Source organism: Candidatus Kuenenia stuttgartiensis (assembly GCF_900232105.1).
In the GTDB taxonomy this organism is placed as follows: Bacteria; Planctomycetota; Brocadiia; order Brocadiales; family Brocadiaceae; genus Kuenenia; species Kuenenia stuttgartiensis_A.
This window is the reverse complement of record NZ_LT934425.1, coordinates 1,687,841-1,713,693: the sequence shown is the minus strand read 5'-3', so window position 1 is coordinate 1,713,693 and position 25,853 is coordinate 1,687,841. Positions and strand designations below refer to the sequence as shown.

Below are 25,853 nucleotides of genomic sequence, written 5' to 3'. Positions count from 1 at the left end.
ACGAGATATAATATTATATCCATTTTTACGAAACATTCATTAAATGCAACTAAGAACGGTATCTTGAATGATAGATATTGGTCTCTGCCTTTCTTTAAAGACCTGGTTGACTATAAATCTTTTCTGATTCCGTATTCATTCCTGAGGAATTATTCACTTCATATGTCCCCAAATTTTTTATTTTTCAGAGGTGATGGAAATTCAAGGCATAACATAGGGGCTATGGGTCAACTTTTTCAATTTGAAGGCATTCTCATTGTTTTAGGTATTATATTTCTTGTATTGTGCATAAGGAAGAAAAAGGGGAATGCAGTTTTGTTATGGTGGTTTTTGCTGTTTCCGGTATCTGCAAGCTTAACTTATGAAAGTATCCCTCATGCAATCAGATCGATTTACGGATTACCTGTTTTTCAAATAATAGCCGCCGTTGGCTTGGTATCTACTATTGCTTACGTAAGAAGCGTTGGTATAAAACACCAGCAGTTTAAAAAATATATCAACTACCCGCTTATAGTGTTAACGGGGTCCTTTATAATTTTTAGTATTTGTAATGTAAGTAATTACTTTTGGAGATACTATAAGATATACCCTGAAACCAAGTTCGGAGCCTGGTCTTATGGCATAAAAGAGGCGATTCAGATAACTGATAAATTGAAAAATACCGATACTGTTAGTTTTATGAATATGGGTAATAAATACATTTACATTTTATTTCATACAAAGTACGACCCGCAAAAATGGCAAAAAAGTAAAATATTTGACAAATATAAGTACAATACTATTAACAGGTTAGTCGGCAGGAAACAGGTCTTAATTGTTAACGCGGGAGAATATGCCTCATTCAGGACTATTCAAACAATATACTTTCCCGACGGAAAGGCTGGTATTGAAATAAAGGAAGTCGGAGAAAGAAAATTTAAGGAGATTCCATTGTCTGATGTCAGGCCGGAATTAATAGGAGGATTAAAGGGCAGCTATTTCAACGGCAAGAATTTTGAGAAATTCGTGCTTTCAAGAACGGACAATAAGATAAATTTTAATTGGAAACGCAATTCACCGTGCCAGGGAATAAATAAGGATAATTTTTCTGTACAGTGGGATGGATTAATCAGAATCGATGAAAGTGGTGATTATACATTTTACACCGTGAGTGATGATGGTGTCAGGTTAAAGATTGATGGAGATATGCTTATTGATAATTGGACCAGCCATACATCAAAAGAGAATAAAGCAAAGAGATATCTTAGAAAAGGGTGGCACAGGATTTTTATAGAATACAACGACACAGGTTATGATGCTAAAATAAGACTATTATGGAGTTCTTCTTCGCTGAATAAATCATTAGTACCATCAACTAATCTTAGCTGGTCTAAAGATGGCTATGAAATTGAAGAACTGGATGGGGAAAAAATTGATGTAATTCCTTTTTCTGAAGTAAAACCAGAGTTTACAGGAGGATTGAAGGGAAGCTATTTCAATGGCAAGAATTTTGAGAAATTCGTGCTTTCAAGAACGGACAGGAAGATAGATTTTAATTGGGGACTGAATTCACCGTGCCAGAGAATAAATGAAGATAATTTTTCTGTGCGATGGGATGGATTAATCAGAATCGATGAAAGTGGTGATTACACATTCTACACAGTGAGCGACGATGGTGTCAGGTTAAAAATTGATGGATATATTGTCATTGATAATTGGACTAAACATAGTGCAACAGAGGACAAATCTGAGATTAGTATGAAAAAAGGATGGCACAAGATATCTATAGAATATAACGATGTAGGCAAATCTGCGAGGATAAAATTATTATGGAGTTCTTCTTCAATAAATAAATCTTTAGTTCCATCAACACATCTCAGTTTTCTTTAAGGAGAGAGATAATGCAATTGACCTGTCTAAGGATCAGGGGTTCTGAAATTATGGATACGAAAATTTTTTGGGGAATTGGCAAAAATCCCCTATTTCAAGGAATAAACCTCTCTCCCAAAATCCATGGCGCTGTCAAAGTTTTCCATAAGCACATAATATACAAAGATATGTAAAAAAACGTGGACATTCCCCCTAAAATATTTTATATTATAGGGCATGAACCAGCATACAACACCAATCGATAACACACACAACGAACTACTTCATTCAATTACCGTTCGTCCTGTTTCACAAAACGACCAGGCAAATTGGGACACACTGATGCGCCAGCATCATTACCTTGGATTTCGTTCTCTCGTAGGAGAATCAATTCGCTACGTAGCGGAATCACAGGGACAATGGCTTGCCTTGATCGGCTGGGCTGCCGCAGCATTAAAATGTACCGTTCGCGATAAGTGGATTGGATGGCCGCCATTTTTAAAATCACAACGCCTGAAACTCATAGCAAACAACTCACGTTTCCTGATCCTTCCTCAGATACACGTACCAAACCTTGCCTCCCGTATTCTTTCTCTTAACCTTAAACGCTTATCACAAGACTGGACTAAGGTCTATGGGCATCCAATCTGGCTTGTGGAGACCTTTGTCGACCCTCGTTTTTTTAAAGGCGTCTGCTATAAGGCCGCAGGATGGATTTTTTTAGGACATTCAACCGGTTTTGCCAGATCATCACAAGGCTATCTTCTGCACAATAAGCCAAAGATGGTCTTTGTTCGCTCATTGAAAGCACAAGTCCAAAAACAACTTAATAACCCTAATCTTACCATACAATTAAGAAAGGAGACAAAGCCTATGAAATTATCTTTAAAAGATGCGGAATTTCTTGACGAATTATTGCAGCAAATCCCTGAACATCGCATGCCCAGAGGCGTTCGCCACAGGAAACGTTCTATCCTGGCAATTTCTATCTGTGCTATCATCTGCAATGCCTGGAGCTTTGCCGCCATTGCAGAGTGGGCAAAGCGTTGTCCGCAAAATATGCTAAAACGTCTCTCCTGCCGTTATAATACAAAAACGAAACGATACGAACCACCGAGTGAACCTACCATCAGGCGTTTCTTACAGCAGGTGGATGCAGAAGCAGTTGATAAAGTCCTCTCGCGTTGGTTTCAATCTGTAGGTGATAAAAGCCTGCCCATTGCGGTTGACGGGAAAACCCTTTGCGGTGCAAGACAGCCTGACGGCAAACAGGTACATTTGCTTGCCGCTTTTCTTCATAAACAGGGTATAGTTCTCGCACAAACTCAGGTAGACTGCAAAACAAACGAAATACCGATGGTTCCGGTATTGTTTGATGATTTAGACATAAAAGACCGTGTCGTTACTTTCGATGCCTTACATGCGCAAAAGGAAACCGCACACATCACATGATAATCCCCCCAATTTCTTCTGTAATTCCATATCATTATTTTCCCTTGCATTGTTTCTTATATTTTGCTAAAAAAAGTTGTAATCCTCTTCGCCTTTGCTATACTGAACAACTCATGGGGAAAAGCGATTTCTTATCAACTATCAACTCAACAGCCTGGTCATGGATTCCGTCGTGCATCCCGAGGCAACCGGCCAGAAAAGAAGGATATGAACATGATCGATTGGAAACTGGAATTCAAATTATTGTGCGGACACGTCCTGATGGAACTGGCAGCCGGGGAGCGAACCCCGGCCAGGATATTCTCCGAGGCCGACCGCGAGTTTCTTCGCTTGATCGGCAGCAAACCGCAGGAAATATTCAACGCGTGCGACGATCTGCTCAACAACGGTGCACCGGCCTACGCCGAAATTTTGCGGCTGCACGAGATTCGTCGTGATTACTTTCTGCATGCGCAAGGCGGAAAAACTCCACCGTTGAAAACCGATTACCGGCCGGCCGAGGCGACGCTCGGCGATATCGCGGGATTACCTCGCGTCATTGACAAGGCGCGGGCTAAACTTGAAGGTCGGTTGGCGGACGATCTTTTCTTTCCCTGTAGCCAAAGTCGTGCCGTGCTACGGGAACTGGGCATCGGCTGCGTCGAGTTCTTCGAACTGATCCGCGATTGCCCGACTGATGAAGCGGTGCTGGCCGCGATCCGGCATCGCCGAAAATTTCCCCTCACGACGCCCACCGGCCTGAAGACGCACTGGCTGATTCCGTCGGAACCGTTCCTCTCGTACGAAGAATATCTGTGCGCGACCGGCGAGAACGCCGTGCACAAGGCTCGCGCGATGTCTCCGGAGCAGATCGTGACGGAGTTGTTGGCGTCGGGGTTGCGCGGTCGGGGCGGGGCGGGATTTCCCACCGGCGTCAAGTGGCGCACACTGGTGCGACACACCTGTCCCACCCGTTACGTGGTCTGCAATGCGGCAGAGGGTGAGCCCGGCACGTTCAAGGACCGCTACCTTCTGCGCAAGAATCCGTACGCCACGATTGAGGGGATGCTGATTGCGGCTCATGCAGTCAATGCGGCGGGCATTTACATCGCGCTCAAACGAAGCTTCGGGCCGTCCATCGAACGCGTCAGGCAGGCGATCAGCGAAATGGCCTCCAAAGGATTGATGGATGGGATCGAGATCAAAATCGTGGAAGGCCCGGAAGAATACCTCTTCGGCGAGGAGAAAGCGTTGCTCAACGTAGTCGAAGGATTCCCGCCCATGCCACGCGAGGCGTACTGTCCGCCGTACGAGATCGGACTGTTTGCTACGCCCAACTCCCCAAACCCGGCCCTGTTGGACAACGCACAGACGCTAGCGCATGTCCCAAGCATCGTGCGGCACGGCGGGGCGTCGTTCCGTCGGCTGGGCACGCACGATACGTCCGGCACTTTGATCTTTACCGTATGCGGCGACGTACAACGCCCGGGTGTGTATGAGTGCGAAGCGGGCATTACGTTGCGCAAGTTGTTCTACGATGTCGCAGGCGGACCGCACACGGGGCGGCAATTCAAGGTGGCGCTCTCGGGCGTGGCCTGCGGGGTCATTCTCGCGGACAGGTTCGACACGCCAACCGAATTTGACGCATTCCAGATGATCGGCTCCGGGCTGGGCTCGGCGGGCTTCATCGTGCTGGACAACGCCGCAAGCATTCCACGGGTAACGCAGGCCGTGGCTCGGTTTCTCTATGTCGAATCCTGCAATCAATGTCCGGCTTGCAAAGCCGGTTTACGGACCGCTTCGCACGGCATCGACGAACTCCTCCAGCACCTTCATCTCCATGATGACCGGGCAGGCCTCGATTGGATCATGGAAGGTGCACATTCCGCACCGCAGGCAAATCGCTGCTTTCTGCCGGCGCAGGGCGCGAAGTTGATTCCCGGTTTGGTGCAGTCATTTCGGGAGGAGTTTGAGCCATACGCGAAAGGCAAGCGGCCTCAGTCCGAGCCTTGGCCGATCCCGAAAATCGTGGATTATGATGAAGAGAAACACCATTTCTCCTACGACGAAAAGCAGACAAAGAAGAAACCAGATTGGACCTACGCTCCATGAACTTCAGGGATAGCCATGGAGTGCCACGGATGGATGCAATCTTGCCGATTGCCTCGCCAATCAAAGTGATGGCAAGCTGTTCACGTAAATCCCGCAGTTAAATTTTTGTTTTCCGATGCAAGCGGTCGTTGACAAGGAACTTGTTTACTTAATCATGCCTCACCCAACGGGCAAAGGATGTAACGCGACCGGTCCGCGCTTCACAGAAACGTGGCTACATCACTATCTGCGGGATTTAGGATTAAACAACCGCCTTCCACAAATATGAATCCTATTACACTTTTACACTCCGGTTTTTTCCGGATTCCGTGATCTTCCTGATCACGATGTAGAACACAGGGGTTAAAAACAGGCCGAAGAACGTGACCCCGAACATGCCGCTGAATACCGAGGTTCCCAACGCCTGACGCATCTCGGCGCCGGCTCCTGTGGCAATCAATAGGGGGATTACCCCAAGTATGAAAGCGAACGAGGTCATCAATATCGGACGAAGCCTGACGCGCGAGGCCTCGATCACGGCCTCCTCGCACCCCTTGCCCGTATCCTGATAGTCTTTGGCGAATTCCACTATTAAAATCGCGTTCTTACACGCGAGCCCCACGAGCACAACGAACCCTATCTGTGAAAGGATATTGTTGTCCATGCCCCGAAGCCATATGCCAAATATCGCCGAAAGGAGGCACATGGGCACGATCAGTACGATCGTCAGAGGGAGTGACCAGCTCTCATAGAGCGAAGACAATATGAGGAATACGAACAACACACATACCGGGAATATATACAGCGACGTGTTTCCCTGCGTGACCTCTTGATATGCAAGTTCCGTCCATTCGTAGCTCATGCCCACGGGAAGTATCCGGCCTGCTAACCTCACCATCGCTTCAATCGCCTGGCCAGAGCTGAATCCGGGCAGCGTGGCGCCGCTCACTTCGATCGCGGGGAAGAGGTTATAGCGCACAACACGGTCAGGTCCCGTTTCGTGCTTGATATCAACAAACGAGCCAAGAGGGATGGAATTCCCGTTTAGGCTACGTGTCCTTAACTTCGCGATGTCTTCGGCCTGCTGACGGAAGCCTCCTTCCGCCTGCGCCGTAACTCTGTAAACCCTCCCAAAGAGGTTGATGTCGTTCACATACACCGACCCCAGATAAACCTGAAGCGCGTCGAAGATATTAGTCAGCGGGACGTCTAACTTCTTTGCCTTTGTCCTGTCGACCTCGACGTATATCTGCGGGGTCTTCGTGCTAAACGTGGTATACACCCCAGTCAGGCCTGGCTCCTGATTCGCTGCATCGATCAAGGCGTAGGCCGCCTTCTCGAGCTCCTTTATGCCCATGCCGGCGCGGTCTTCTACCATCATCTTGAACCCGCCTGACGTACCCAATCCCCTGACCGGCGGGGGAGAAATAACCAGGAGTCTGGCTTCCTGTATAACAGAGAGCCTCTTGCTAAGGTCGGCTATTATCTGATCGAGCGCGGGACCGTTTTTGGCCCGTTCGTCGAATGGTGCGAGCGGGGTGAATATGACGCCCGCGTCCGAGCTGTTCGTGAATGTCGCCCCCGAGAACCCCGCAAGCCCTACAGCATAGGCAATGCCCGGCGTACCCAGGATAATATTCGTCGCGCGGGCGATGACTGCGTCAGTCCTCTCGAGAGAGGCGCCGTCCGGAAGTGCGACGTCCACTATGAGATACCCCTGGTCTTGCGCGGGTATAAATCCAGTGGATACCTTCGTGAATCCGATATACGTCAGTCCGATGAGTCCGCAATAGGCAATTACGGCAATGATGCTGAAGCGTAAAATCCTGCTGATAGTCCTCCCGTAAAGGTTTGTCACGCGGTCGAAAGAGCGGTTAAAAACGCCGAACGCCTTTTTAAGAGCCATGTTGAGATAATGTCCCGCGAACCATCCGATGGCGCATCCGGCAGCGAGAAGCCCTATGCGGATTGCCCAAGGGGCAACCGTGCTGTGAGAAGGTGACGAGTGATCGTAAGCCTGTCCGGTAATATTAACGCCCAGGATAGATGCGAGAGGGCCTGTCAGTAACGAGTAGGTGGCAAAGCCGACAATTACGGCTATGCCAACACGTGGCAGCGGCACCTGTTTTTCGGCCTCGCTATACGGCTTGATTAGCTGCACCGCCCTCGCTGGTGCGAGAGTAAGCGCGTTTATGGCGGACAGGATAGTAGATACCGCGATAGTAAGCGCGAACTGCCTGTAGAACTGGCCGCTTATCCCGGGGAGAAATGCAGTGGGTATAAACACCGAACTAAGTACGAGGGTAATCGCGAGCACGGGGCCGGTAATTTCAGCCATCGCTTTTAAGGTGGCCTCCCTGGGCTCGAGTCCCTTCGACATCCACCGCTTGATGTTCTCAACAACGACGATAGAGTCGTCCACCACGATGCCTATCGCGATCACAAGGCCGAACAGCGTGAGGTTGTTGAGCGAGAATCCGAAGGCCGACATGACGGCGAACGTGCCGACGAGCGACACTATTGCATCTATCATGGGCAGCAGTGCGGCCTTCCAGTCCTGAAGGAATATTATGACAACGATGAAAACGAGTATGAATGCAATGAAGAGAGTGTGGTACACCTCGTTTATGGATTGCTGCACGAATTTCGTCGGGTTATAGACAATCCTGTATTCGAGACCCTTGGGGAAGTCCTTGCTGATCCGGGCCATCGTTTTTTCTATGGCCTCTGCCGTAGCCAGTGCGTTAGACCCTGGGAGCTGAAATATACCGAGCCCCTGCGCAGACTTACTGTCGAGATAACTGTTGACGCCGTAATCCCTCGCTCCTAGCTCTATCCGCGCCACGTCCTTTAACCGCGTGACACGCCCGTCTTCACCAGTCCTGATGATTACGTCGCCGAACTGCTTTTCTTCGACCAGCCTTCCAAGTGTGTTAACGGAGATCTGAAAGGCGTTGCCCTGGGGCATGGGCGGCTGCCCAATGATGCCGGCCGCGACCTCTACGTTCTGCTCACGGAGCGACTGCACCACGTCATTTACAGTCATGCCCATCGAGTAGAGCTTTTCGGGATCGAGCCATACCCTCATGCTGTATTCCCGCGCCCCGAACAAGGTCACGTTGCCGACACCCCCTATACGAGTAAGAACGTCGTAAACCCTGATCGACGCGTAGTTGCTTATGTAGAGCTGATCGTAGGTATTATCGGGCGAGAGGAGATGAACTACCAGCAACATGTCCGGAGAACTTTTTCTCACCGTGATGCCTATCCGCCTAACCTCCTCCGGCAACCTGGGCTCGGCCACGGCGATTCTGTTTTCAACAAGCACCTGAGCCTTGTCTATATCGGTTCCGATCGCGAACGTTATCGTGAGCTGCATCATGCCGTTGCTCGTCGACTGCGAGGACATATAGAGCATGTCCTCAACTCCGTTTATCTCCTGCTCGAGCGGCGTTGCTACGGTGTCAGCTATGACCTCAGGGTTTGCGCCGGGAAAGCTCGCGCGAACGACTATGGTAGGCGGAGTGACCTTCGGGTACTGGCTTACGGGCAATGTAAAATACGCTATCAAACCTACGATTACTATCAGGATCGAGATCACTGTAGCGAATATAGGCCTGTCTATGAAAAACCGGGACACTATCTATTACCCTCCAATATTGCTATCGGGCTCTTGTGTAAAATCGCCCTCCTTTTCCAGCGTCAGGACCCGGGCATGAGGAAATTCATTTCATCAACGACTATGTCTTCTTCGACGGGATCTACTTTGATCCCAGGCTGGACTCTCTGCAGGCCTTTGACTATTACCCGGTCCTCAGGCATCACTCCTTCTCTTACGATCCTGAGCCCGTTCATCCTGGGGCCTAGCGTAACCTGACGGTACTCAACTGTATTTTCAGGGTTGACTATAAACACGAACTTCAGCGACTGGTCACTTCCTACAGCTTCGTCGGGCACGAGCATGGCCTTATACTGCTCGCTGCCCGCGATCTTCATCCGGGCGAATAGTCCCGGTGTGAGGGTGTTGTCCGGGTTGGGGAATACGCCCCTTCCTCTGATAGTCCCAGTATTCGGGTCCATCCTGTTATCGACGAAGTCGATGTAGCCCTTGTGCGGATAACCCGTTTCGTTCGAGAGTTCCATAAAAGCCGGGTTTTCTCCTTTCCCGGATCCAGGCATAATCCCCTCCCGCTCCAGACGGCTGTATCTGAGATAGGACTGCTCGTCTTCCTCTAAGTAGCAATAAATCGGGTCCGTTGAAACTATGGTAGTGAGGAGTGTACCACCGGTACCACCGTTAATGAGGTTCCCTTCGGTGACGTATTTTCTGCTGATCAAACCGTAGATGGGCGCCCTCACCTGCGTGAATTCTACGTTTAGTCTGGCGGCGTCAACGTCAGCCTGCGCCATCTCGACTGATGCACGAGCTACCTGCTCGTCGGAAACCCTGGTGTCGGCCTCTTCTTCCGAAATTACCAGCTCGCTCAGGAGGTGCTTCGCGCGACGGAGGTCTTTCTCCGCAAGAGAAAGGCGGGCTTTTGAGATTTTTAACTGGGCCAAAGCCCGGTCCAGCTCTGCCCGATAGGGTCTCGGGTCTATTACGAAGAGCAGGTCACCATTTTTCACCATCTGGCCGTCCTTAAAATGTATGGATTCCAGATAACCGCTTACGCGCGCCCTCACGTCTACCGTATCCACGGCTTCGAGCCGCCCCGTATACTCGTCCCACTCCACGACCTCCTCGACCACGGGCTTACTCACAGTAACTATAGGCGGCGGTGGTGCCTGTGTCTGCTGCCGTTCGCATCCGATTAGCAGAAATGAATGGGCTGCGAGAATGAGTAGAAGTAAAATAGTGCGTCCAATAGTGAATGGATGGATGAGAGGAGATTGCTTTTTAGGCATTTTTCAAGGTTAGTAAAATTATTAACTAGTACATCGTTTCGTTAAAATGTGTACGTAAAAAAATGTCATCGCGAGGAGTGGAGCGACGAAGTAATCTCTTGTTCCCAAAAGACTTAAGATTACTTCGTCGCTCCACTCCTTACGATGACGGTATCAGTGTAGATATTTTAATGAAACGTTATACCAGATTCAAGTGAATTCTTATGAAGTAGAAATTCAGAACCCAGGAAGTGCATTTTTAGTTAAAAAGCATGTAAGCTATTGAATTGTGTAGAGATAGGTATATATATAGTATTGCCATATGTGGGTGGAAAATGATATGATCCCTTTTTTTCGGAAGAAGGGAGGGTACTCATACTACAGTTAGTATTACCCCTGTTTTCCCCTGACTGCAAACTGATAAATAATATGGTATAGACAGACTTATCTAGTACGAACAGGAGGCAATAAGTGAGACGACAAAGATGGTGAATCCCCGTTACAGGGAATTGGAAAGTCAGATAAAAACCAAAACTACACTGTTAAACAGGCAGCGGGTAAAATATGGTGCATTGGTATTAAAAGCAGAAGGAGAAGAACCCGATATCCGGAAGTATGTACAGGAGAAAGCAACAATAAGAGAATCGATAGATACGCTGGAGGAAAAGATTGAACAACTCAGGGCTACAAAAAATAATACGGAGAAACATATAGAGTTTTCAAAACTCCCGGAAGATAAGAAATTTCAGGATTTAAAGAAGAGCGGAAAGCAATTCGTAGACACAATCAAAATGATTGCTTATCGGGCAGAGACGGCAATGGCAAATACATTGCAGGAATATATTTCTAAAAAAGATGAAGCAAGATCACTGGTACGTCAAATTTTTATGACAGATGCAGATATAATGCCGGATGAAAAGAATGGCGTCTTAAGGATAACAATTCATAACATGACAAACCCAGGGAACAACAGATATGTTCAGCAATTATGCGATATTCTTAATAGTTCTGAAACATTATTCACAGGCACAAATCAGACCCCAACAAACTCTCCGGCAGAACGCGGCAGAACAATATTGTTGTATTCAAAGGACGACCTGCGCTGGTGGGCACACTTGTGGATATAACAATAAATGAAGCAACAGACCTTACACTTTTTGGCACAATATAGCATTTCCGGCAGCCTTTACCCGTCTTAATAAAACAAACGCTGCAAGGAATCTCAGAAAAGCTGATATTGCAAAGACGGCAAGCAATCGGTGGCCGAAGACCGGCGGTAAATGTACTGCGAGAAAACCGCCAAGTAAGTTTCCAAGGCATATTGCAAAACCGTTTATGGTATTAAAGTATGAAATGCAACGAGTGCGTTTTTCCGGGATTGCCGATTCGTAGATAAAATTTGAAGAACATAAATTAAAACCGCCCCAGAAAAATCCCGATAACGCCTGAATCCCTATCAGAAAAAATACATCATGCGAAATAAGCCACCATGCAGGAAGGCTTGATATAATAAAACTGCATAGGGTAAGCACCTTCCTATTCCCCGCCGTATCGGCGTATCGTCCCCAGTAACTCATCGATAATATAGCCGCGAGGGGTACTACTGTTATGACGATTGTGTAGGTAAGGTACGAAAAGCCAAGATTGCGGAGCATATATACGGCAAAAAACGGCGATGCTATATGCACTGACAAATTAAAAGAACTTTGAAAGAGCACATATTTCCCGAAGTTTCCAATGTTTAATCTTTTTAGAAAATCCACAAATGAAAAGTAATGTTCCCGCTTTATTTCCAGAGGTGGCTCATACATTCTGCTGAGAAAGTAACACGAAATGTACCGGGAAATCATTGCAAGCAAAAATATAATCGTAAAACCAGTAAGTGAGGGATTATTGAAAACATCCAGCAAAAAACCTGCTAAAAATGTTGTTACTAAAGTGACAAGGCTGACAATCCTTGAACGTCTGCTGAAATACCGTCCCAGCCTTTTTTTGGGCACAAGGTTGGCCATAAGTGATCCCCATGCAGGGGTAGCAAGGGACTCAAAAGACATATAGAAGGTACAAAAACAAATAAGCGCAATCATACGGAAATGCTTCGGGAAAAAGGGAATGGAGGCAATGGGAATAAGCATGCTGGCCTGTAAAAGAACGGAAATTACGATGATCTTTTTCCGGCTGCCGAAGTATTCGGTTATATCCGCTGCCTTAAGCTGCATAAGCGCGGGGATAAAGTGTATTATGGAATTTAATACGCCTATCTGGATATTTGTCCCGCCAAGGGCAACGGCAAAGGGGTTGACATAGTTGTTTCCAAATCCCGATGTCGCCGCGGCTGCAATGCCGTCCCTGATTGAAACATTAAGGCTTTTTCTGACGGCGTTTCTTTCTTGCCTGTTCATACAAATCCTTTAAAAAAACGGTAAAAATAAGAAGATGAAACAAAATGCTCCTTGAGTATAAAAACAATAAAATGTTAAAATCAAATTACTCTCGCGACAAATAAACACACATATCCGTATAAATTACCACGGGAGACTGTTCACGGCATACATCAATACACTAAAAGTATTTGAAACATTGCGTTCTGTTTTCGATGAAAAACAGGCAGCCAGGATTGCTGAAGCAATCGAAACTGCGTTGGAAACAAGCCATGCAGCTTTACTTGAAGAAGTTGCCACAAAGAAAGATCTCGCCGAGGCAAAAGCGGAAATTATCAAGTGGATGTTTATATTCTGGATTGGACAATTCGCTTCCGTTGTTGGCGTCTTAACGGCCATCCTTTTTGCATTCTTCAGGAAATAGTCTGTAACACACCAACCCAAATCTCCATGCTACTGCGCTGTCTGCGTCCGTCCCTGCCTTTGTTCAATTGTATTTAGCAACGTCAGCGTGTCCCCGTGAGTCGGGTCGATAGACAATATCCTTCTGCACGTTTCCGCGGCTTTCTCATATTGTCCCTTATTCCAATATGCTGTGCTTAGATAATAATACGCTTTTACGTATTGGTTGTCATATGAAATTGCTTTAAGAAATTGTTGTATCGCCTCATCGTACATACCCTTTTTTAAATATGCGGTTCCAAGGTTCGCATAGGCGTCAGGATGGTCAGGCCTGCTGGAAATCGCATTTTTAAATGACTCGATGGCTAAGTCCAATTCTCCGGTATAAGCGTACAGTATACCCAGATTATTATGCGCGTCGGAATACATCTGTTTGCTTTTTATGGCTCGTTTGAATTCCTCCATTGCCAGGTCAGATCTGTTTATCTTTGTATATAAAACGCCGAGGTTATTATGCACATCGGGATAATCAGGATTAAGCTGCAACGCCTTTTGGTATTCATTGTATGCTTCCTCATGCATGCCTTTTTTCCGGTACGTTATGCCGAGATTGTTATGCGCTTCCGCGTAATTTTCAAAAAGTCTCAGCGCATGGTGAAATTCGTCAATTGCCTCGTCCAGCCTGCCAGAGTCCCGGTAAAAATTCCCCAGATTATTATGCGCCTTAAAGCTGTCCGGCGATGTCTTTGCCGTATTCTCCCATAGGGCAGACTGGCTTTCCCATACTTTATTTCTATTTAAAGTTTTTATTGAAAACAATATTACTGTGCCACTCAAAATGGCGGCAATTACATACTGTTTTCCAAAAAAAACACTCGTATGCCTGTCGTGCGCAATCAAACCCGGCACACAGTATACAAAAACTTACCGCAGGCAGATAAAGGTATCTCTCCGCCATGATATTTTCTATGGGTATGATATTTAAAACCGGCAGCAGCGTGATAAAAAACCATACCGGTGAAAATACCAGGTGCTTATGGTGAATAAATAATTTGTAAACAACGGCTGCAACAGAGGCGATAAGAAATAATGATACCGCAACGGCAGGTTCGCGGAGGGAAAAAGAACGTGGGATAACGTAGTCTGAACAAAGCTTTACCGGAAGAAAAAGGAGTTTTATATAATAAGCACATACCTTTGACATTGTTAGGCAATTTACCCAAATACTGTTTTCCGGATATGATACGGTTGATTCCACAGGATTATGCAGGAAGACAAATCTGATTATAAGATAAAATAGCGTCACGAAGACATATCCTGAATAATAATGCAGGGTTTTTTTGCACATTCCGGTAAAAAGCACATCGTAGAGAAAAATGAGCAACGGAAGTGTAATTGCTATTTCCTTCGAAAATATCCCAAAGAAATAGCATATTAAGGAGGCGGCATAGAGGAAATACGAACGACGTGCGTTTGTTTTACAATAAAGCAGAAAAGAGGAGAGGAAGAAAGCGCATGCCAATAAATCCTCCCGAAAACAAACGGCATTTACCGTTTCGGATAAAACAGGGTGACACGCAAAAAGGAGCGCTCCGGCAAATGCGCCCCCCGTGTGTCTGAACAAATGCAGGAGCAAAAAGAAAAGCAGCGCCGCATTTAATGTGTGCAAGCAGTTGTTGGTGAAGTGATAACCGGCGGGAGCAAGCCGCCACAAGGCATGATCAATGAAATACGTAGCCGTAGCGACAGGTCTGTAGCTTAATTCTCCGGAATATTCAAAATATTCCCTATTGAAAAGTTTGGGGAAATTGTTCCATGTTTTTATGAAGGAGTTGTTGGTAATAATAAATTCATCATCATATACAAACTGGTTTGATAATGTATTTAAGTAAACAAATTGTGACAAACATACAATAATAAGAACCGGTATGATAAGATTAAAAGATGTTCTTGTCCCTGAAATTCCCCGTAGCATTTTTCTAAAAGTGATTAAATGTATCAAGTTCTTTGGTGATAATAGTATAGACGTGTTTTAGGGGAATATGCCTTTCTTCCGCTATTCGTTTGCAATCTTCATATTCAGGAGAAATATTTTTAATATCGCCGTTAAGCGAGCCAATCTTCATCCTTATTTTCCCCAATGAGCTTTCGTATTCTTTTACCTCTCTTGATAATATGCTGCGAACCGCTTTGTATTTTCGTATCCCGAAGGTGGTGGTTTGATTAAACAAGACCGCCTCTACGGACAAAAGGTGTTTTTCCGGCACTATCGCGCTGATAATAATTCCTGGCCTTCCTTTTTTCATTTGCACCGGGGTAAAATATGCGTCAACTGCCCCGGCGCTGAATAATCTATCCATTACATACCCCATGATCTCCCCCGTCATGTTATCAATATTGGTCTCAACGACCCACACCTCATCAGACTCCTGGCGTTGCGTATCTTCGCCGATTACTATACGCAACAAATTCGGGACTTCGGGATTATCAATGCTGCCGGCGCCATAACCGATGGTAAGTACCTTCATTTTCGGCATAGTCTTAAGCCCTTCTCCCAGGGTTGTTACAATCGCAGCGCCGGTGGGGGTGGTTAATTCCTTTTCTATTGCCACAGATTTCAGTAGCTGATTTTTCAGAAGCCCGGCAGTTGCGGGAGCGGGAACCGGCAATACGCCATGTTCGCATTTTATGTATCCGCTGCCGGTGGGAACTGGTGAGAAATATAGTTTTTCAATGCCAAGCAAATGCAGGCCTATGGCAGCACCAACAATGTCAACGATTGAGTCTATCGCGCCCACTTCATGAAAATGTACCTCCTCAATAGAAGTACCATGAATCTCTGCTTCAACAGCAGCAAGTCGATGAAATATTTTAATGCCATTATCCTTAATCTGTTGATGGAGCCGGCTTTTTTCAATAATCAAACGAATATCGGGAAAGGTAAGATGGTGCATGTGGCCCGCGGTATGTGAATGCCCATGCCGTTCGGGAATATTCACATACACCTTTGTGCCGGCAATACCGGCGCGTTTCACCTTTTCACAGGAGAGTTCGTATCCATGAAGATGGAGTTTTTCCAGTTCGGTTATTAACAAATGGATTTCGAGTCCGGCATCCACAAATGCCCCGAGGATCATATCTCCGCTAACGCCCGAAAAACAATCAAAGTATGCAATCTTCAATTACATCCGCCCCTCTAAAATTATGCAATATGCTTTTATCCCAAAGAAATAATTGCTATAGTTCTGATATTTAATTTGTTATATGTTATCAAACTTCTACCATTGAAACACTGTAAATATCAAGCTAAAAACACATGATGAATATAGGCATATTTGGTGGGTCATTTAATCCGATTCACATTGGGCATTTAATTGTTGCGGAAGAGGTATTTCAACAAAGGAAATTGTCCAAAATACTATTTATCCCCACAGGGATTTCTCCGCATAAGGAATCAGGCGGCCTGATAGACTCGTTTCACCGGTATGAAATGGTAAAACAAGCAATCGGGGATAATGAGCATTTTGAGGTATCGGATATCGAGATAAAGCGTCCCGGAAAATCATACACCATTGACACGATTAAAATACTCCGGGAGACATACGGACCTGGGTCTAATTTATTCCTCATCCTGGGCACAGATATGATAAATGAAATCAACACATGGAAGGATATTGAGGAGCTTTCTTGCATGTGTCATTTTATCGTTGTCAACAGGTTTCCCATTACGCTGAATGGCGAAATAATAAAGAAAAGTGCTATTTCCGGTGAAAAGAAGGCAGAAATTGAAAAATTAATGGTTCAGATTCCTTCTCTGGATATATCTTCAACGGAAATAAGGAAGAAGTTAAGCAAAGGATTGAGTATAAAATATTTAGTTCCCGAGCGCGTGGAAAACTATATCAGGAAACATTCACTTTATGCAAAGAGGTAAATGGCAAATATGGGCTTTTTAAAAATGGCAATTTTATTTATGGTGATAATGATGCTTTCTTTTCCGGGAAGCAATGACACTTATGCACGTGAAAATATTGTAGACTATTTCTTAAACAACCCCAATGCATGGGAGGATACGAAGAGGGTTACCCATACGACTCCTTTAAAAATTGTTGTAGCGGACGGTCTGGAAGGGTTGGGGTTTGAACTTAAAGAAATATCCGAAGGCGACAAAGTGGCATTGATTTTTATCGACACAAAAAAAGCTGAAACATTTCAGCAAAGAGGTTTTTGTGATGCATCAGATAAATTAAGAAAGGGAAACAACAGGATCGTGGCCGTCATGGCAAGAAATGCAGGGGACAGAACAAGGTTTCATTATACATTTTTACTCCAGAGGAATATTAACGATGTTCCCGTCACAGTCTACAATAACGGTAATGCGATTTTGGAAAGCCTCTATGACGGAAGATTGCCGGTGAAAGATATTTCGAATTTATCCGGCATCAGATTATGCGAGATAGAGATTCCGGAGAAACAATAATGATTCATCTCGCGGCAAGGCCGCAACCGAAATGTAGAGACGCACGGCCATGCGTCTGTCCTTTAACCACAAAGGACACAAAGAAAAACTTACAAAAAAAAGAAGTTTTTACAGGGTAATACTATAATAGAGAATATCGATACCGGCAATGAAGAACGTTGCGCTAATTTATGACGATAAATGTAGTTTATGCCGGGGAAGTATGAAGTGGATTGAACTGCATGCAATAAGAAAAGGCATCTTTGAATTCGTTTCGTGTCAGTCTGAGGAACGAAGACTTCGCTTTCCCTGGCTGGCAGAAGAGAGATGCATGCAATCCTTGCAATTGATATTTCCCGATGGGCATACCCTGGCGGGAGACGAAGTAATACCGGAAATTATTAGCCGTTTAAGAGGTTACAGGATATTAAGCGTATTATTCAAACTGCCCGTTATAAAATCAGTTTTATTTGCTCTCTATCGAAAACTTGCTGATAACAGGTATATCATTTCACAATTTATAAAGCCCCTGATTCCGGAGTAAATTACGCTGAATAGTTACCCCAAACTGGCAAATGCTTCGCCCCTACGTTTTCAAAAAACTAAACATCAAAGGAAGAATAATGCTCTAAAAATAGACACTTGACACTTTAAAATGCATGAGTATACTATTTATTGGGTGGATGATCACTGGTCCAAATACCAGGACAGAGGTTGAGAAATCCTGGGGCGTCAGGACATAGGCCAAGAGCCATAATTAATCCTGTTTTCAGGAGCGCCACACCTCCTTGTGACATCCATCCGCTAAACCACCCCTTACCGATAGAATTCAAAATAGACCTCCCCCCTCTACTCTTCCGATTTGTGGCCGAATGCGTTAGGAGTTGTTTCGAAATTCGAAATTGTTCTTAATATTTTTGTTCAGTAATGCGTATTCACTCTGTTTGTACTGAATTCATGTTGTTATTAGGCTGTTGTGTATATCAGGAGGTGTTGAAACGGATGTTCACCCCAAGTCAAAAAACAAAAGTGCCGTAAAAGCCTTATATTTATTGGCTTTTACGCCGAACAGCAAGCTTTTTTCTAGTGACTACCCGTATGTTCCGGCTTGGCAATACTTCTGGCAACTTTATCTGTAATGCCTCTAATAATTCATGTGATTGTTGCCGCGGACGCGGGATCTTCTGGCAACTAGCTTTTTGGCCTTTGATTGTTACTTCCATCGAACAAATGGTCGTCAATTGTGCGAGACCTTCCTCTACCGTCAAGTCAAAATTCTTCCACGCTCTGCGCAGCCTTCGAATTATCATGTACGCAAGCATTACCACAAACACATGTCCCCGTGTACTATCCTCCTTTCTTACATACACCGGACGAACCTCCAAATTCACCGTCTTACAGTCCCGAAACGCCTTCTCCACTTCCGTTAAATCCTTGTATCGTTCATGTACCAGATTGGTATCCGCCTCGTTCTCCTCAAGATCAGTCTTGATTGCGTAACAACCATCAAGGTATGATGCCTCCTTTAATGCTTCCTCATCTCTCTCTATCTTTAGCGTCCTATCCTCTTCTTTTATCTGCACCCACCCATCAAGTTTCAATCTCGTTAGCCTTTCCCTTGTTGTTTCCAGGGCCTTCGATACTGACGACTTAGGATGTTCCTTCAGATAACTGTTCTTCTTCACGATGTATTTCTCTATACTCTGTAATTTTGATACACGGGTCTTTGACATCTCTTCCGCCCTTACCGGATTGCGCCTCAGAATATATCTAACCTCATCATCCTTTATCTCGCAGAGCTTTTCTTCGAACAATCCTAATTGCAGTATCCCTTTATTTATCAACGACTCTATCTGCGGCTTGGTTATCGCCGTTATGTAATGAAACCCTTCCGGTAAACTTTCGATTTGCACCGTCTTGATCATCCCACGATCTCCTACAATCGTTACATCTTTGCATCCAAACCGCTCTAATACCTTCTTTACCTGAGATTCAAAGGTCTTCGGATCCTGGGTGTTGCCCCTAAATACTTCTGTTGATACCGGCTCCCCGGATTCATCACAAAGCATACCGATCACTATCTGTTTTTTCCTCTTTTTGCCGTCACGATTATACCCGTACTCACCAAAATGATTCGACTTCCCCTCTAAATAACTGCTCGTCACGTCATACAAAAACAACTTCGGCTTATTGCCTCCTCGTCTTAACTCAAACAGCTTTCGCTCTATCTTTGCCTGATTCTCTGACAACCATGACAAATTATCGTACAGATTGTTCTCGTCAAACCCACGCTTCATATCCAGGACGTCACCCGCAGCATGTATCTGCGCCAGCCTTACTGCAGACAGTCTTGACCCCCGGCCTATTACCCTTGCCATTACTTGCCAAAGCGCCAGCTTTCCTTCAAAGTCCTTTCCCAATGCCTCTTCTATCCCTAATTCCTTTGCCACTTGGTACACGCTCCACGCTGCTCCCACAGACAAACCCTCATGGAGTTTCACCGATTCTGACAATGCGCCCAATGCACAGAGATCGTCTTTATGTGCGAGTGCAAGTCTTATCGCTTCAATCTCCAGGGGAGTGCAATTCGACAGATTCGCAATGGTGCGTTTCTTGACCTTCCCATCCTCACGGTACGATTCCCGCAGAAGGGTAGATCGATAGATTTTTTTACCGGATTTTGACTTGTTCTCTACAATATGCATGTCCACCATTGTACAGATAACAACCATTATCAGTCAAGTATATTGTCGTAAATAACAATATATTAGTGACTACATATTTATTAAAATACAGCCTTAACAAACTATGTATTAAGCACTTATGCGTTTTGGCAGGGGTGAACATCCGTTGAAAAATGGACAAGGCCGTTTCGCAGGGAACGTGTGGTTTTTGCAATGCTACCTTCGATAAGTCGGCAATGTCTAAGCACCTGGCGTCGTGCAAGCAAAGAAACGTTGAATCGGAAACATTACCGGCAAAACGGAAGCCGCAGAAAACAAAAATACTGCATCTTGTGGTTGAGGGACGCTACTCGCCTGAATATTGGATGCATCTTTCCGCACCAGCGAATGCAACGCTTGAAGGCTTAGATCGCTTCCTGAGAAATATCTGGTTGGAGTGTTGTAGTCACCTAAGTGCATTTATAATAGGAGGAACAACATACTCCCGAAGTCCGATGGGAGAACATGAAGGAAAAAACATGTATGTTGCGCTGGGGAAGGTACTTGTCGCCCGAATGAAATTTTATTATGAATACGATTTCGGCACCTCTACGGATCTTACTTTAAAAGTTGTGTCTGAACGGGAAGGTGGAACAAAGGGTGAGTCCATTCAGCTTCTGGCCAGGAATGAGGCTACTTCAATAAAATGCATGGAATGCGGGGAGGCGGCTTCGCAAGTCTGCTCACAATGTGTCTACTCAGGCGAAGGGTGGCTTTGCGATAAGTGCGCTGACAAACATGCGTGCGGCGAGGAGATGTTTCTGCCAGTGGTTAACTCTCCGAGAGTTGGGATGTGTGCATATACGGGATAAGGATATAAAGGTAGCTATTAAAAAGAATCATAACTATTCAGCGAATAAATTAGGACTTCGGCGGTTTTTTTAAGAGAATACCGAACCGCAGAACAAGGAATATCGAATATTGGGAGCATACCAGATTTTTTGTAAAATGCCATTAGCGGGGGAGGAGAAGAATAGTAACATAAGCATCCAGCTTGAGGTCAATGTACAAGTAGTTAACCAAAAATCGAGAATGTTCCCATTCCAAACATGGATTTTGTGATTTTGGGCATTGGAATTTTACCGCAGTACACGGCTCCATTATACGCATAAACGCGTAGATTCAGGTTGCAAACTAATGTCATTAAGTTAAGGATATTTGATTAAAAACAACCCCCTTTATCCCCCTAGCGTGAGTTTATCACAAAATAAGGCATGAAGCAACGTAACATAAATACAGTCAATGCGTTAAGCACAACATCAATTGTATACACTGAGTCCTTGAAGTTTCAGCCGATGTTTGTGGAAATCCATAATGCCTAACGCATTCATCAACAGAGATTCCTTGTCGGACATTTCTTCCAATTTGTAGGTAGCCTTAACTCTCCCTCTGGCCTTTGTTTCTTCAAGCATAGCAGAAAGCCTTATATTATTAAGGGTGTCTAACAGGGTATCTAACGTTCCACTAAATTGTGCGTGCGCTTTTGCCTGATACCACACAATCGCCGCCATTAGGTATCCGAGGACGCAAATAAAAAAATGCACCCTGATTTTCTGATCCGTCCAGTGAAATTGCGGTTTTAAAGCAAGGTGATAGGGGTTCTTGAGATTTCTAAAGGCATGTTCAATTTTTGATTGCCCATAGTAGGCTTTTATAATGTCCGCGGTATCCCAATCGTGATGGTCTGTCATAAGAATCCTGAACCCCAGTTCCCCTTCTATTTCTTCGAGCTTTTTCTGGTCGATTGAAAAATTCAATTGAAACTTGCCTTCAGATACCTCTTTTAACGACCAATCGATAACATCCTTCGCAAATTGACATTTCACTACACTTCTTATCGTATCCTCCAGACCCTCTTTGTCCCGCATCTTTCCCTTTGGATTACACAGATGCTGCTGTAAGAGCTTTAACTGATGTTCTGCCTTTTCCAGAGACTGAGACATTCCCCTTAATTGCCCAACCTTTAATTTCTCGGAAATAAATACGACAACGGTTCTTTCCTGCCCCCAAATAACCCGTTTGTCATGGTACACCTGTATCTTACTGCCGTCAACGTCATATTCCCTGAAATTACACATGGCATCCCCTACCAACTGCTTGTGATGATACGGTGTAAGCGCTCCAACGTAATGCAATGCCAATCTCTCTACAATAGCCATATTGTCCATGGAATTGTTTCCACGATCAAAAACAATAGTGTGCTTTTTGCTGTCGAAACCTAATCCGGTCATCCTGTCTTTTATCGTCTCAAGAACCGCGCTGAACACCTTTGCATCCGCCATGTTCCCCTGATAGGTATGGTGAAACAACGGTATCATGTCGTTACGTGTAACGACCATCGCCAACCCGACCTGCCTGAGATCGTATCGCTTTTGTTTGTTTTTCCCCCGCCGGGCAATAGTGCATCGCAGATTAGTTGTGTCGATATACGTGAAAAAATTGGTTGTATCAAAAAACAGTGTGTCGCTTTGAAGGTTGTATGTTTTAAATGTCTTTTCAATTAATTCGCGCTCGATTTCTGCAATGGATTCTTCAGGAAGTGCATCCATCAAATCCCAGAAATGCTGACTGTCTATTTTACTCAAGCTGTGTCTGAGTAAGTATTCGGCAGTAGTCGTCTTTGCCCAATCCCACCATCCTCTTTTGCTGGTAGGCACACACACTCTCCCCACGGCACCCAACAAGAGGGTACTTCCGGCGGTCAGATTATTTCGAACAGGTTTTTTAGCACAATACTGCCGTGGCGACTTTATATATTTATTAATCACGGAAGGGACGTCCAGGGCATTGGCCACACTTAGCAATGCGGCTACCGCGCCATGTGAATAAGATTTGAGCCGTAATTTTTCGGTAAGACCTTGCAGTTGTTTTAATAAATCGTCTGCCTTGCCAAGATAGGCCAGGACGATGGGCCTGGGCTTGCCGTTAACGCGCCGCGATTCGACAATATACCAATATTTATAACCTCTGGAGTTTTTAGATTGAATGGTAGCCATGGCTATTAGTTGTTAGTGTATACGTAATAGATTAATACTCCGTGTATAATAGTATATACAGGCATATAATGCAATATAAATATAGTATTATTCAGTGTATACATAATTTTTTAGACAAAAAAAGTCGCAACCCGATACAAATCATTGGATTGCAACTTGATGTCTTTGTCTTACACCTTATTTCGTGATAAACTCACGCTAGTTTAAGGGGGACTTTTCTGGCAGATTGCTTAACTTAATGACATTGGGTTGCAAACACGAACCCGCCGGTGTTTTTTCAAAAAACTAAAGTGTTACATTTTTTTGTATTATCCTGTCGTTTTTTGATTTTCCCGTTAATGTTTAACCCGGTATTTTTCCGGGATTCCACCGCTTAAAATGGCTTCTTCTATTGCGCCGGATTCCACTGGGAGTATTTCATCTATTTCTTTCAGCCGGACTGCATACCACACATTTGGCCAGATCAATCCCCCTGTTTTTTTTAATTCCTTTAATCCTTCTTCGGATAATTCATTCTCTTGTACCTTATTCCACCCTTTTGTTGAATATTCAGCAAAATAGCCTTCGGTATATCCCGTGGAAGTAAAATGTTCCTTTGTGCCATAAACAAATTCAACCTCATCTGGCTTGGCCTTTATTCCTCTTTCTTTAAGCCAAAGGATAACGTCCTCCTCTATATAATTATAAAATCTTTGTTTAGCGTCTTTTAGGTGTTTTTCAGGATTAAGTATCATCATTTCTCCTTTCTTGATAATCGAATTTAAAGTAGGGACGAAGCATTTGTCAGTTTGGGTATGCATACATTTGCGACAATTTATGGCAAATGCTTCGCCCCTATAATTTAATATGGTAAGCGTTCTCTCTTTATAACAAAAAAAGGGGGCACTATTCAAAAAGAATATTGCATCCTTTTCTTTTTTCGTCTGAAAAATCCGGAAAATCATTACGGTGCTATGTAGGTATCAGTACCATTCCCCGTACCGGAATAAATATCATCATACGTTGAACCATTGTAATATCCGCAGGTGGTAGTGCCTTTCCATTCCACATGTCCATCTAAATATAACACATTCTGTCCCGTCTCATTATGATTGTCTGAACGTCAGGTAGTGCTTGTTCCCTGAGCATCTGCGGCTATGATTACACCCGGGTCATCTTCCAGTGTGTGGGTGTAGTCATAGCCGTAACTGCAACCGGCAGTGGTAAATGAAGTATTTGGGGACAAAAGGTCCGATACCGCCGTCAGATTCAGATTATTCGCTTCGCTAACGTCGCTATCGCCTGGGCAACGAAAGATTTTTCGCTCAATTATATATTTATTGTATAATGTGCCGAGCGATTCCATGCCCGTGCTTCCTCCGGCAGGAAACGCCCCATCATGATCATTAGCATACATTCGAAGCGCCAGGCCAATATGCTTCAGGTTTGATGCACACTGCGTTCTACGTGCGGATTCCCGCGCCTTTCCCAAAACCGGCAAGAGGATAGATACCAGAATGCCAATAATTGCAATTACTACCAGCAATTCGATTAATGTAAAACCAGAAATCCCCCGGGTTTTTAATTTGAACATGGCAAGTATCTCATGAAAATGAAGGTGGATTGTAATTGACACCCTTGAACAAGTAATAAAAAAGGGCAATATCCATTATGAATATCACCCTTTTTAGTAAGAGAAAGAAAAAAAATTATTATTGTAATATTGCGGTATCCGTACCGCCCCCTGTTCCTGCGTAAATATTATCATACGTTGACGCTGTACCCTCATAATATCCGCATGTGGCAGTGCCTTTCCATTCCACGTGTCCATCCAGGTAAAGCACATTTTGACCGGTTTGGTTATGATTATCTGAATTAGTGCCAGCGGTACTTGATCCTCGCGCATCTGCTGCCAACACTACGCCTGGGTCATCTGCTGCCGTATGATTACCATCGTAACCATAACTACATTTATCTATAGTAAAGTTAGTGTTCTCAACTAGCGGTCCTTCAGACATCTCGGCTAACTTTAAATTATTTTCCTCTGTCACACCGCTATCACTTGGGCAACGAAATATTTTCCTGTCAGTAATATATGTATTAAACAATTGTCCCAAGGAAGTCATACCTGTACCCTTATTGGGAAAAGCTTCACCATTATCATTGGCAAACATATTCAGCGCCAGTCCAATCTGTTTCAAATTTGATGCGCATTGCGTCTTTCGTGCCGATTCACGTGCCTTACCAAGCACCGGCAGCAGTATACCGGCAAGGATGCCGATAATGGCAATTACCACCAGCAGCTCAATCAGGGTAAAACCCGCATTCCCCCACTTTCTAAGTTTTAACATTTTTACTCTCCCATTAAAAAAAATTGTTTAAGACAACACCATCACAAAATACATCGAATTGGCGCCTAAACGTAAAAAATATACTCATCCCTTATCTTTGTGTTAAAAAAATGCCACCGTTCGTATATCTCAATCTGTTTTTTTACCTTCTTTATTCAAAAAAAAAGACCCAAAACCATAGTAATGCAAAAGGCTTGGGTCTTTATTATAATGCACGTTTACCAGAAGCACTTTGTTAAGATTTCCCGATAATTTTCTATAAGTCTTAAGCATTTTCAGTATTATGCGCTACAATCTACTTGTGATCT

Annotated in this window: 22 protein-coding genes and 1 pseudogene; 10 read left to right on the top strand and 13 right to left on the bottom strand. The window is 44.6% G+C overall.

Annotated elements, in window-relative coordinates; translation table 11 throughout:
* The first annotated feature begins 63 nt into the window (after window positions 1–63).
* From KSMBR1_RS07885 to KSMBR1_RS07875, 3 genes are all read left to right on the top strand, one after another.
* Window positions 64–1,869 (top strand): PA14 domain-containing protein, encoded by a 1,806-nt coding sequence (locus KSMBR1_RS07885; RefSeq protein ID WP_230408057.1) that lies wholly within the window; start codon window positions 64–66, stop codon window positions 1,867–1,869.
* Window positions 1,870–2,085: 216 nt separating this feature from the next.
* On the top strand, window positions 2,086–3,300 hold the full coding sequence (locus KSMBR1_RS07880; RefSeq protein WP_099324821.1) for an ISAs1 family transposase: 1,215 nt from the start codon (window positions 2,086–2,088) through the stop codon (window positions 3,298–3,300).
* A 207-nt stretch (window positions 3,301–3,507) separates the two neighbouring features.
* The gene (locus tag KSMBR1_RS07875) at window positions 3,508–5,391 is read left to right on the top strand and encodes a DUF5069 domain-containing protein (RefSeq protein WP_099324820.1); all 1,884 of its coding nucleotides are present in this window, start codon (window positions 3,508–3,510) and stop codon (window positions 5,389–5,391) included.
* A 274-nt stretch (window positions 5,392–5,665) separates the two neighbouring features.
* On the opposite strand, the gene KSMBR1_RS21935 is transcribed toward KSMBR1_RS07875, so the two are convergent.
* Together KSMBR1_RS21935 and KSMBR1_RS07860 are read right to left on the bottom strand one after the other, a co-directional pair.
* On the bottom strand, window positions 5,666–9,010 hold the full coding sequence (locus KSMBR1_RS21935) for an efflux RND transporter permease subunit (RefSeq protein ID WP_197705376.1): 3,345 nt from the start codon (window positions 9,008–9,010) through the stop codon (window positions 5,666–5,668).
* A 62-nt stretch (window positions 9,011–9,072) separates the two neighbouring features.
* Complete coding sequence (locus tag KSMBR1_RS07860; RefSeq protein ID WP_099324819.1) at window positions 9,073–10,275, bottom strand: efflux RND transporter periplasmic adaptor subunit; 1,203 nt, start codon at window positions 10,273–10,275, stop codon at window positions 9,073–9,075.
* Between the two features lie 443 nt (window positions 10,276–10,718).
* Between KSMBR1_RS07860 and KSMBR1_RS22425 the strand changes: the two are divergent.
* A pseudogene (locus KSMBR1_RS22425) lies at window positions 10,719–11,276 on the top strand (putative transposase); the annotation flags it as partial.
* On the top strand, window positions 11,270–11,425 hold the full coding sequence (locus KSMBR1_RS23315) for a TRAM domain-containing protein (protein WP_099327009.1): 156 nt from the start codon (window positions 11,270–11,272) through the stop codon (window positions 11,423–11,425). The pseudogene KSMBR1_RS22425 and the gene KSMBR1_RS23315, both read left to right, overlap by 7 nt.
* On the opposite strand, the gene KSMBR1_RS07850 is transcribed toward KSMBR1_RS23315, so the two are convergent.
* Entirely contained in the window at window positions 11,403–12,656 is a 1,254-nt protein-coding gene (locus tag KSMBR1_RS07850; protein WP_099324818.1) for an MFS transporter, read from the bottom strand. The two genes, KSMBR1_RS23315 and KSMBR1_RS07850, sit on opposite strands and share 23 nt — an antisense overlap.
* Before the next feature lie 178 nt (window positions 12,657–12,834).
* Between KSMBR1_RS07850 and KSMBR1_RS07845 the strand changes: the two genes are divergently transcribed.
* Window positions 12,835–13,059, top strand: coding sequence for a hypothetical protein (locus tag KSMBR1_RS07845; RefSeq protein ID WP_099324817.1), 225 nt, complete (start codon window positions 12,835–12,837; stop codon window positions 13,057–13,059).
* A gap of 29 nt (window positions 13,060–13,088) precedes the next feature.
* Here KSMBR1_RS07845 and KSMBR1_RS07840 read toward each other — a convergent pair whose 3' ends face one another.
* The 3 genes from KSMBR1_RS07840 to larC are packed head-to-tail and all read right to left on the bottom strand — an operon-like array spanning window position 13,089 to window position 16,219.
* Window positions 13,089–13,856, bottom strand: coding sequence for a tetratricopeptide repeat protein (locus KSMBR1_RS07840; protein WP_157820462.1), 768 nt, complete (start codon window positions 13,854–13,856; stop codon window positions 13,089–13,091).
* Window positions 13,831–15,012: a hypothetical protein gene (locus KSMBR1_RS20905; RefSeq protein ID WP_157820461.1), complete on the bottom strand. Its 1,182-nt coding sequence runs from the start codon at window positions 15,010–15,012 to the stop codon at window positions 13,831–13,833. The genes KSMBR1_RS07840 and KSMBR1_RS20905 overlap by 26 nt, the downstream gene beginning before the upstream one ends.
* Before the next feature lie 4 nt (window positions 15,013–15,016).
* On the bottom strand, window positions 15,017–16,219 hold the full coding sequence (gene larC, locus KSMBR1_RS07835; RefSeq protein WP_099324815.1) for a nickel pincer cofactor biosynthesis protein LarC: 1,203 nt from the start codon (window positions 16,217–16,219) through the stop codon (window positions 15,017–15,019).
* A 134-nt stretch (window positions 16,220–16,353) separates the two neighbouring features.
* On the opposite strand from larC, the gene nadD reads away from it, so the two are divergent.
* The 3 genes from nadD (at window position 16,354) to KSMBR1_RS07820 (ending at window position 18,040) form a co-directional block, all read left to right on the top strand.
* A complete protein-coding gene (gene nadD, locus KSMBR1_RS07830; protein WP_099324814.1) occupies window positions 16,354–16,971 on the top strand; it encodes a nicotinate-nucleotide adenylyltransferase in 618 nt (205 codons plus the stop codon).
* The gene (locus KSMBR1_RS07825; protein WP_099324813.1) at window positions 16,972–17,517 is read left to right on the top strand and encodes a hypothetical protein; all 546 of its coding nucleotides are present in this window, start codon (window positions 16,972–16,974) and stop codon (window positions 17,515–17,517) included.
* Between the two features lie 148 nt (window positions 17,518–17,665).
* A complete protein-coding gene (locus KSMBR1_RS07820; RefSeq protein ID WP_099324812.1) occupies window positions 17,666–18,040 on the top strand; it encodes a thiol-disulfide oxidoreductase DCC family protein in 375 nt (124 codons plus the stop codon).
* Between the two features lie 124 nt (window positions 18,041–18,164).
* Here the strand turns inward: KSMBR1_RS07820 and KSMBR1_RS20900 are convergent, their stop codons facing one another.
* On the bottom strand, window positions 18,165–18,329 hold the full coding sequence (locus KSMBR1_RS20900) for a hypothetical protein (protein ID WP_157820459.1): 165 nt from the start codon (window positions 18,327–18,329) through the stop codon (window positions 18,165–18,167).
* A gap of 216 nt (window positions 18,330–18,545) precedes the next feature.
* On the bottom strand, window positions 18,546–20,201 hold the full coding sequence (locus KSMBR1_RS07815; protein ID WP_420886551.1) for an IS1634 family transposase: 1,656 nt from the start codon (window positions 20,199–20,201) through the stop codon (window positions 18,546–18,548).
* A 152-nt stretch (window positions 20,202–20,353) separates the two neighbouring features.
* Here KSMBR1_RS07815 and KSMBR1_RS07810 point away from each other — a divergent pair, with 152 nt between their 5' ends.
* The gene (locus KSMBR1_RS07810) at window positions 20,354–21,031 is read left to right on the top strand and encodes an IS1096 element passenger TnpR family protein (protein ID WP_099324811.1); all 678 of its coding nucleotides are present in this window, start codon (window positions 20,354–20,356) and stop codon (window positions 21,029–21,031) included.
* A 447-nt stretch (window positions 21,032–21,478) separates the two neighbouring features.
* On the opposite strand, the gene KSMBR1_RS07805 is transcribed toward KSMBR1_RS07810, so the two are convergent.
* From KSMBR1_RS07805 to KSMBR1_RS07790, 5 genes are all read right to left on the bottom strand, one after another.
* Window positions 21,479–23,215 (bottom strand): IS1634 family transposase, encoded by a 1,737-nt coding sequence (locus KSMBR1_RS07805; protein ID WP_099323573.1) that lies wholly within the window; start codon window positions 23,213–23,215, stop codon window positions 21,479–21,481.
* Between the two features lie 335 nt (window positions 23,216–23,550).
* Window positions 23,551–23,952 carry a hypothetical protein gene (locus KSMBR1_RS07800; protein WP_157820458.1) on the bottom strand — a complete coding sequence of 134 codons (402 nt, stop codon included), beginning with the start codon at window positions 23,950–23,952 and terminating at the stop codon, window positions 23,551–23,553.
* Between the two features lie 206 nt (window positions 23,953–24,158).
* Window positions 24,159–24,284 carry a hypothetical protein gene (locus KSMBR1_RS20895; RefSeq protein ID WP_157820457.1) on the bottom strand — a complete coding sequence of 42 codons (126 nt, stop codon included), beginning with the start codon at window positions 24,282–24,284 and terminating at the stop codon, window positions 24,159–24,161.
* Between the two features lie 33 nt (window positions 24,285–24,317).
* A complete protein-coding gene (locus KSMBR1_RS07795) occupies window positions 24,318–24,788 on the bottom strand; it encodes a type II secretion system protein (protein WP_099324809.1) in 471 nt (156 codons plus the stop codon).
* A 118-nt stretch (window positions 24,789–24,906) separates the two neighbouring features.
* On the bottom strand, window positions 24,907–25,545 hold the full coding sequence (locus tag KSMBR1_RS07790) for a type II secretion system protein (protein WP_099324808.1): 639 nt from the start codon (window positions 25,543–25,545) through the stop codon (window positions 24,907–24,909).
* Window positions 25,546–25,853 lie beyond the last annotated feature (308 nt).

Coding starts and splice junctions, on each gene's coding strand:
- KSMBR1_RS07880 (WP_099324821.1), top strand. CDS start 2,086: ATGAACCAGCATACAACACCAATCGATAACACACACAACGAACTACTT.
- KSMBR1_RS07875 (WP_099324820.1), top strand. CDS start 3,508: ATGAACATGATCGATTGGAAACTGGAATTCAAATTATTGTGCGGACAC.
- KSMBR1_RS07860 (WP_099324819.1), bottom strand. CDS start 10,275: ATGCCTAAAAAGCAATCTCCTCTCATCCATCCATTCACTATTGGACGC.
- KSMBR1_RS07850 (WP_099324818.1), bottom strand. CDS start 12,656: ATGAACAGGCAAGAAAGAAACGCCGTCAGAAAAAGCCTTAATGTTTCA.
- KSMBR1_RS20905 (WP_157820461.1), bottom strand. CDS start 15,012: ATGCTACGGGGAATTTCAGGGACAAGAACATCTTTTAATCTTATCATA.
- nadD (WP_099324814.1), top strand. CDS start 16,354: ATGATGAATATAGGCATATTTGGTGGGTCATTTAATCCGATTCACATT.
- KSMBR1_RS07825 (WP_099324813.1), top strand. CDS start 16,972: ATGGCAAATATGGGCTTTTTAAAAATGGCAATTTTATTTATGGTGATA.
- KSMBR1_RS07820 (WP_099324812.1), top strand. CDS start 17,666: ATGAAGAACGTTGCGCTAATTTATGACGATAAATGTAGTTTATGCCGG.
- KSMBR1_RS07815 (WP_420886551.1), bottom strand. CDS start 20,201: ATGCATATTGTAGAGAACAAGTCAAAATCCGGTAAAAAAATCTATCGA.
- KSMBR1_RS07810 (WP_099324811.1), top strand. CDS start 20,354: ATGGACAAGGCCGTTTCGCAGGGAACGTGTGGTTTTTGCAATGCTACC.
- KSMBR1_RS07805 (WP_099323573.1), bottom strand. CDS start 23,215: ATGGCTACCATTCAATCTAAAAACTCCAGAGGTTATAAATATTGGTAT.
- KSMBR1_RS07800 (WP_157820458.1), bottom strand. CDS start 23,952: ATGATGATACTTAATCCTGAAAAACACCTAAAAGACGCTAAACAAAGA.
- KSMBR1_RS07795 (WP_099324809.1), bottom strand. CDS start 24,788: ATGTTCAAATTAAAAACCCGGGGGATTTCTGGTTTTACATTAATCGAA.
- KSMBR1_RS07790 (WP_099324808.1), bottom strand. CDS start 25,545: ATGTTAAAACTTAGAAAGTGGGGGAATGCGGGTTTTACCCTGATTGAG.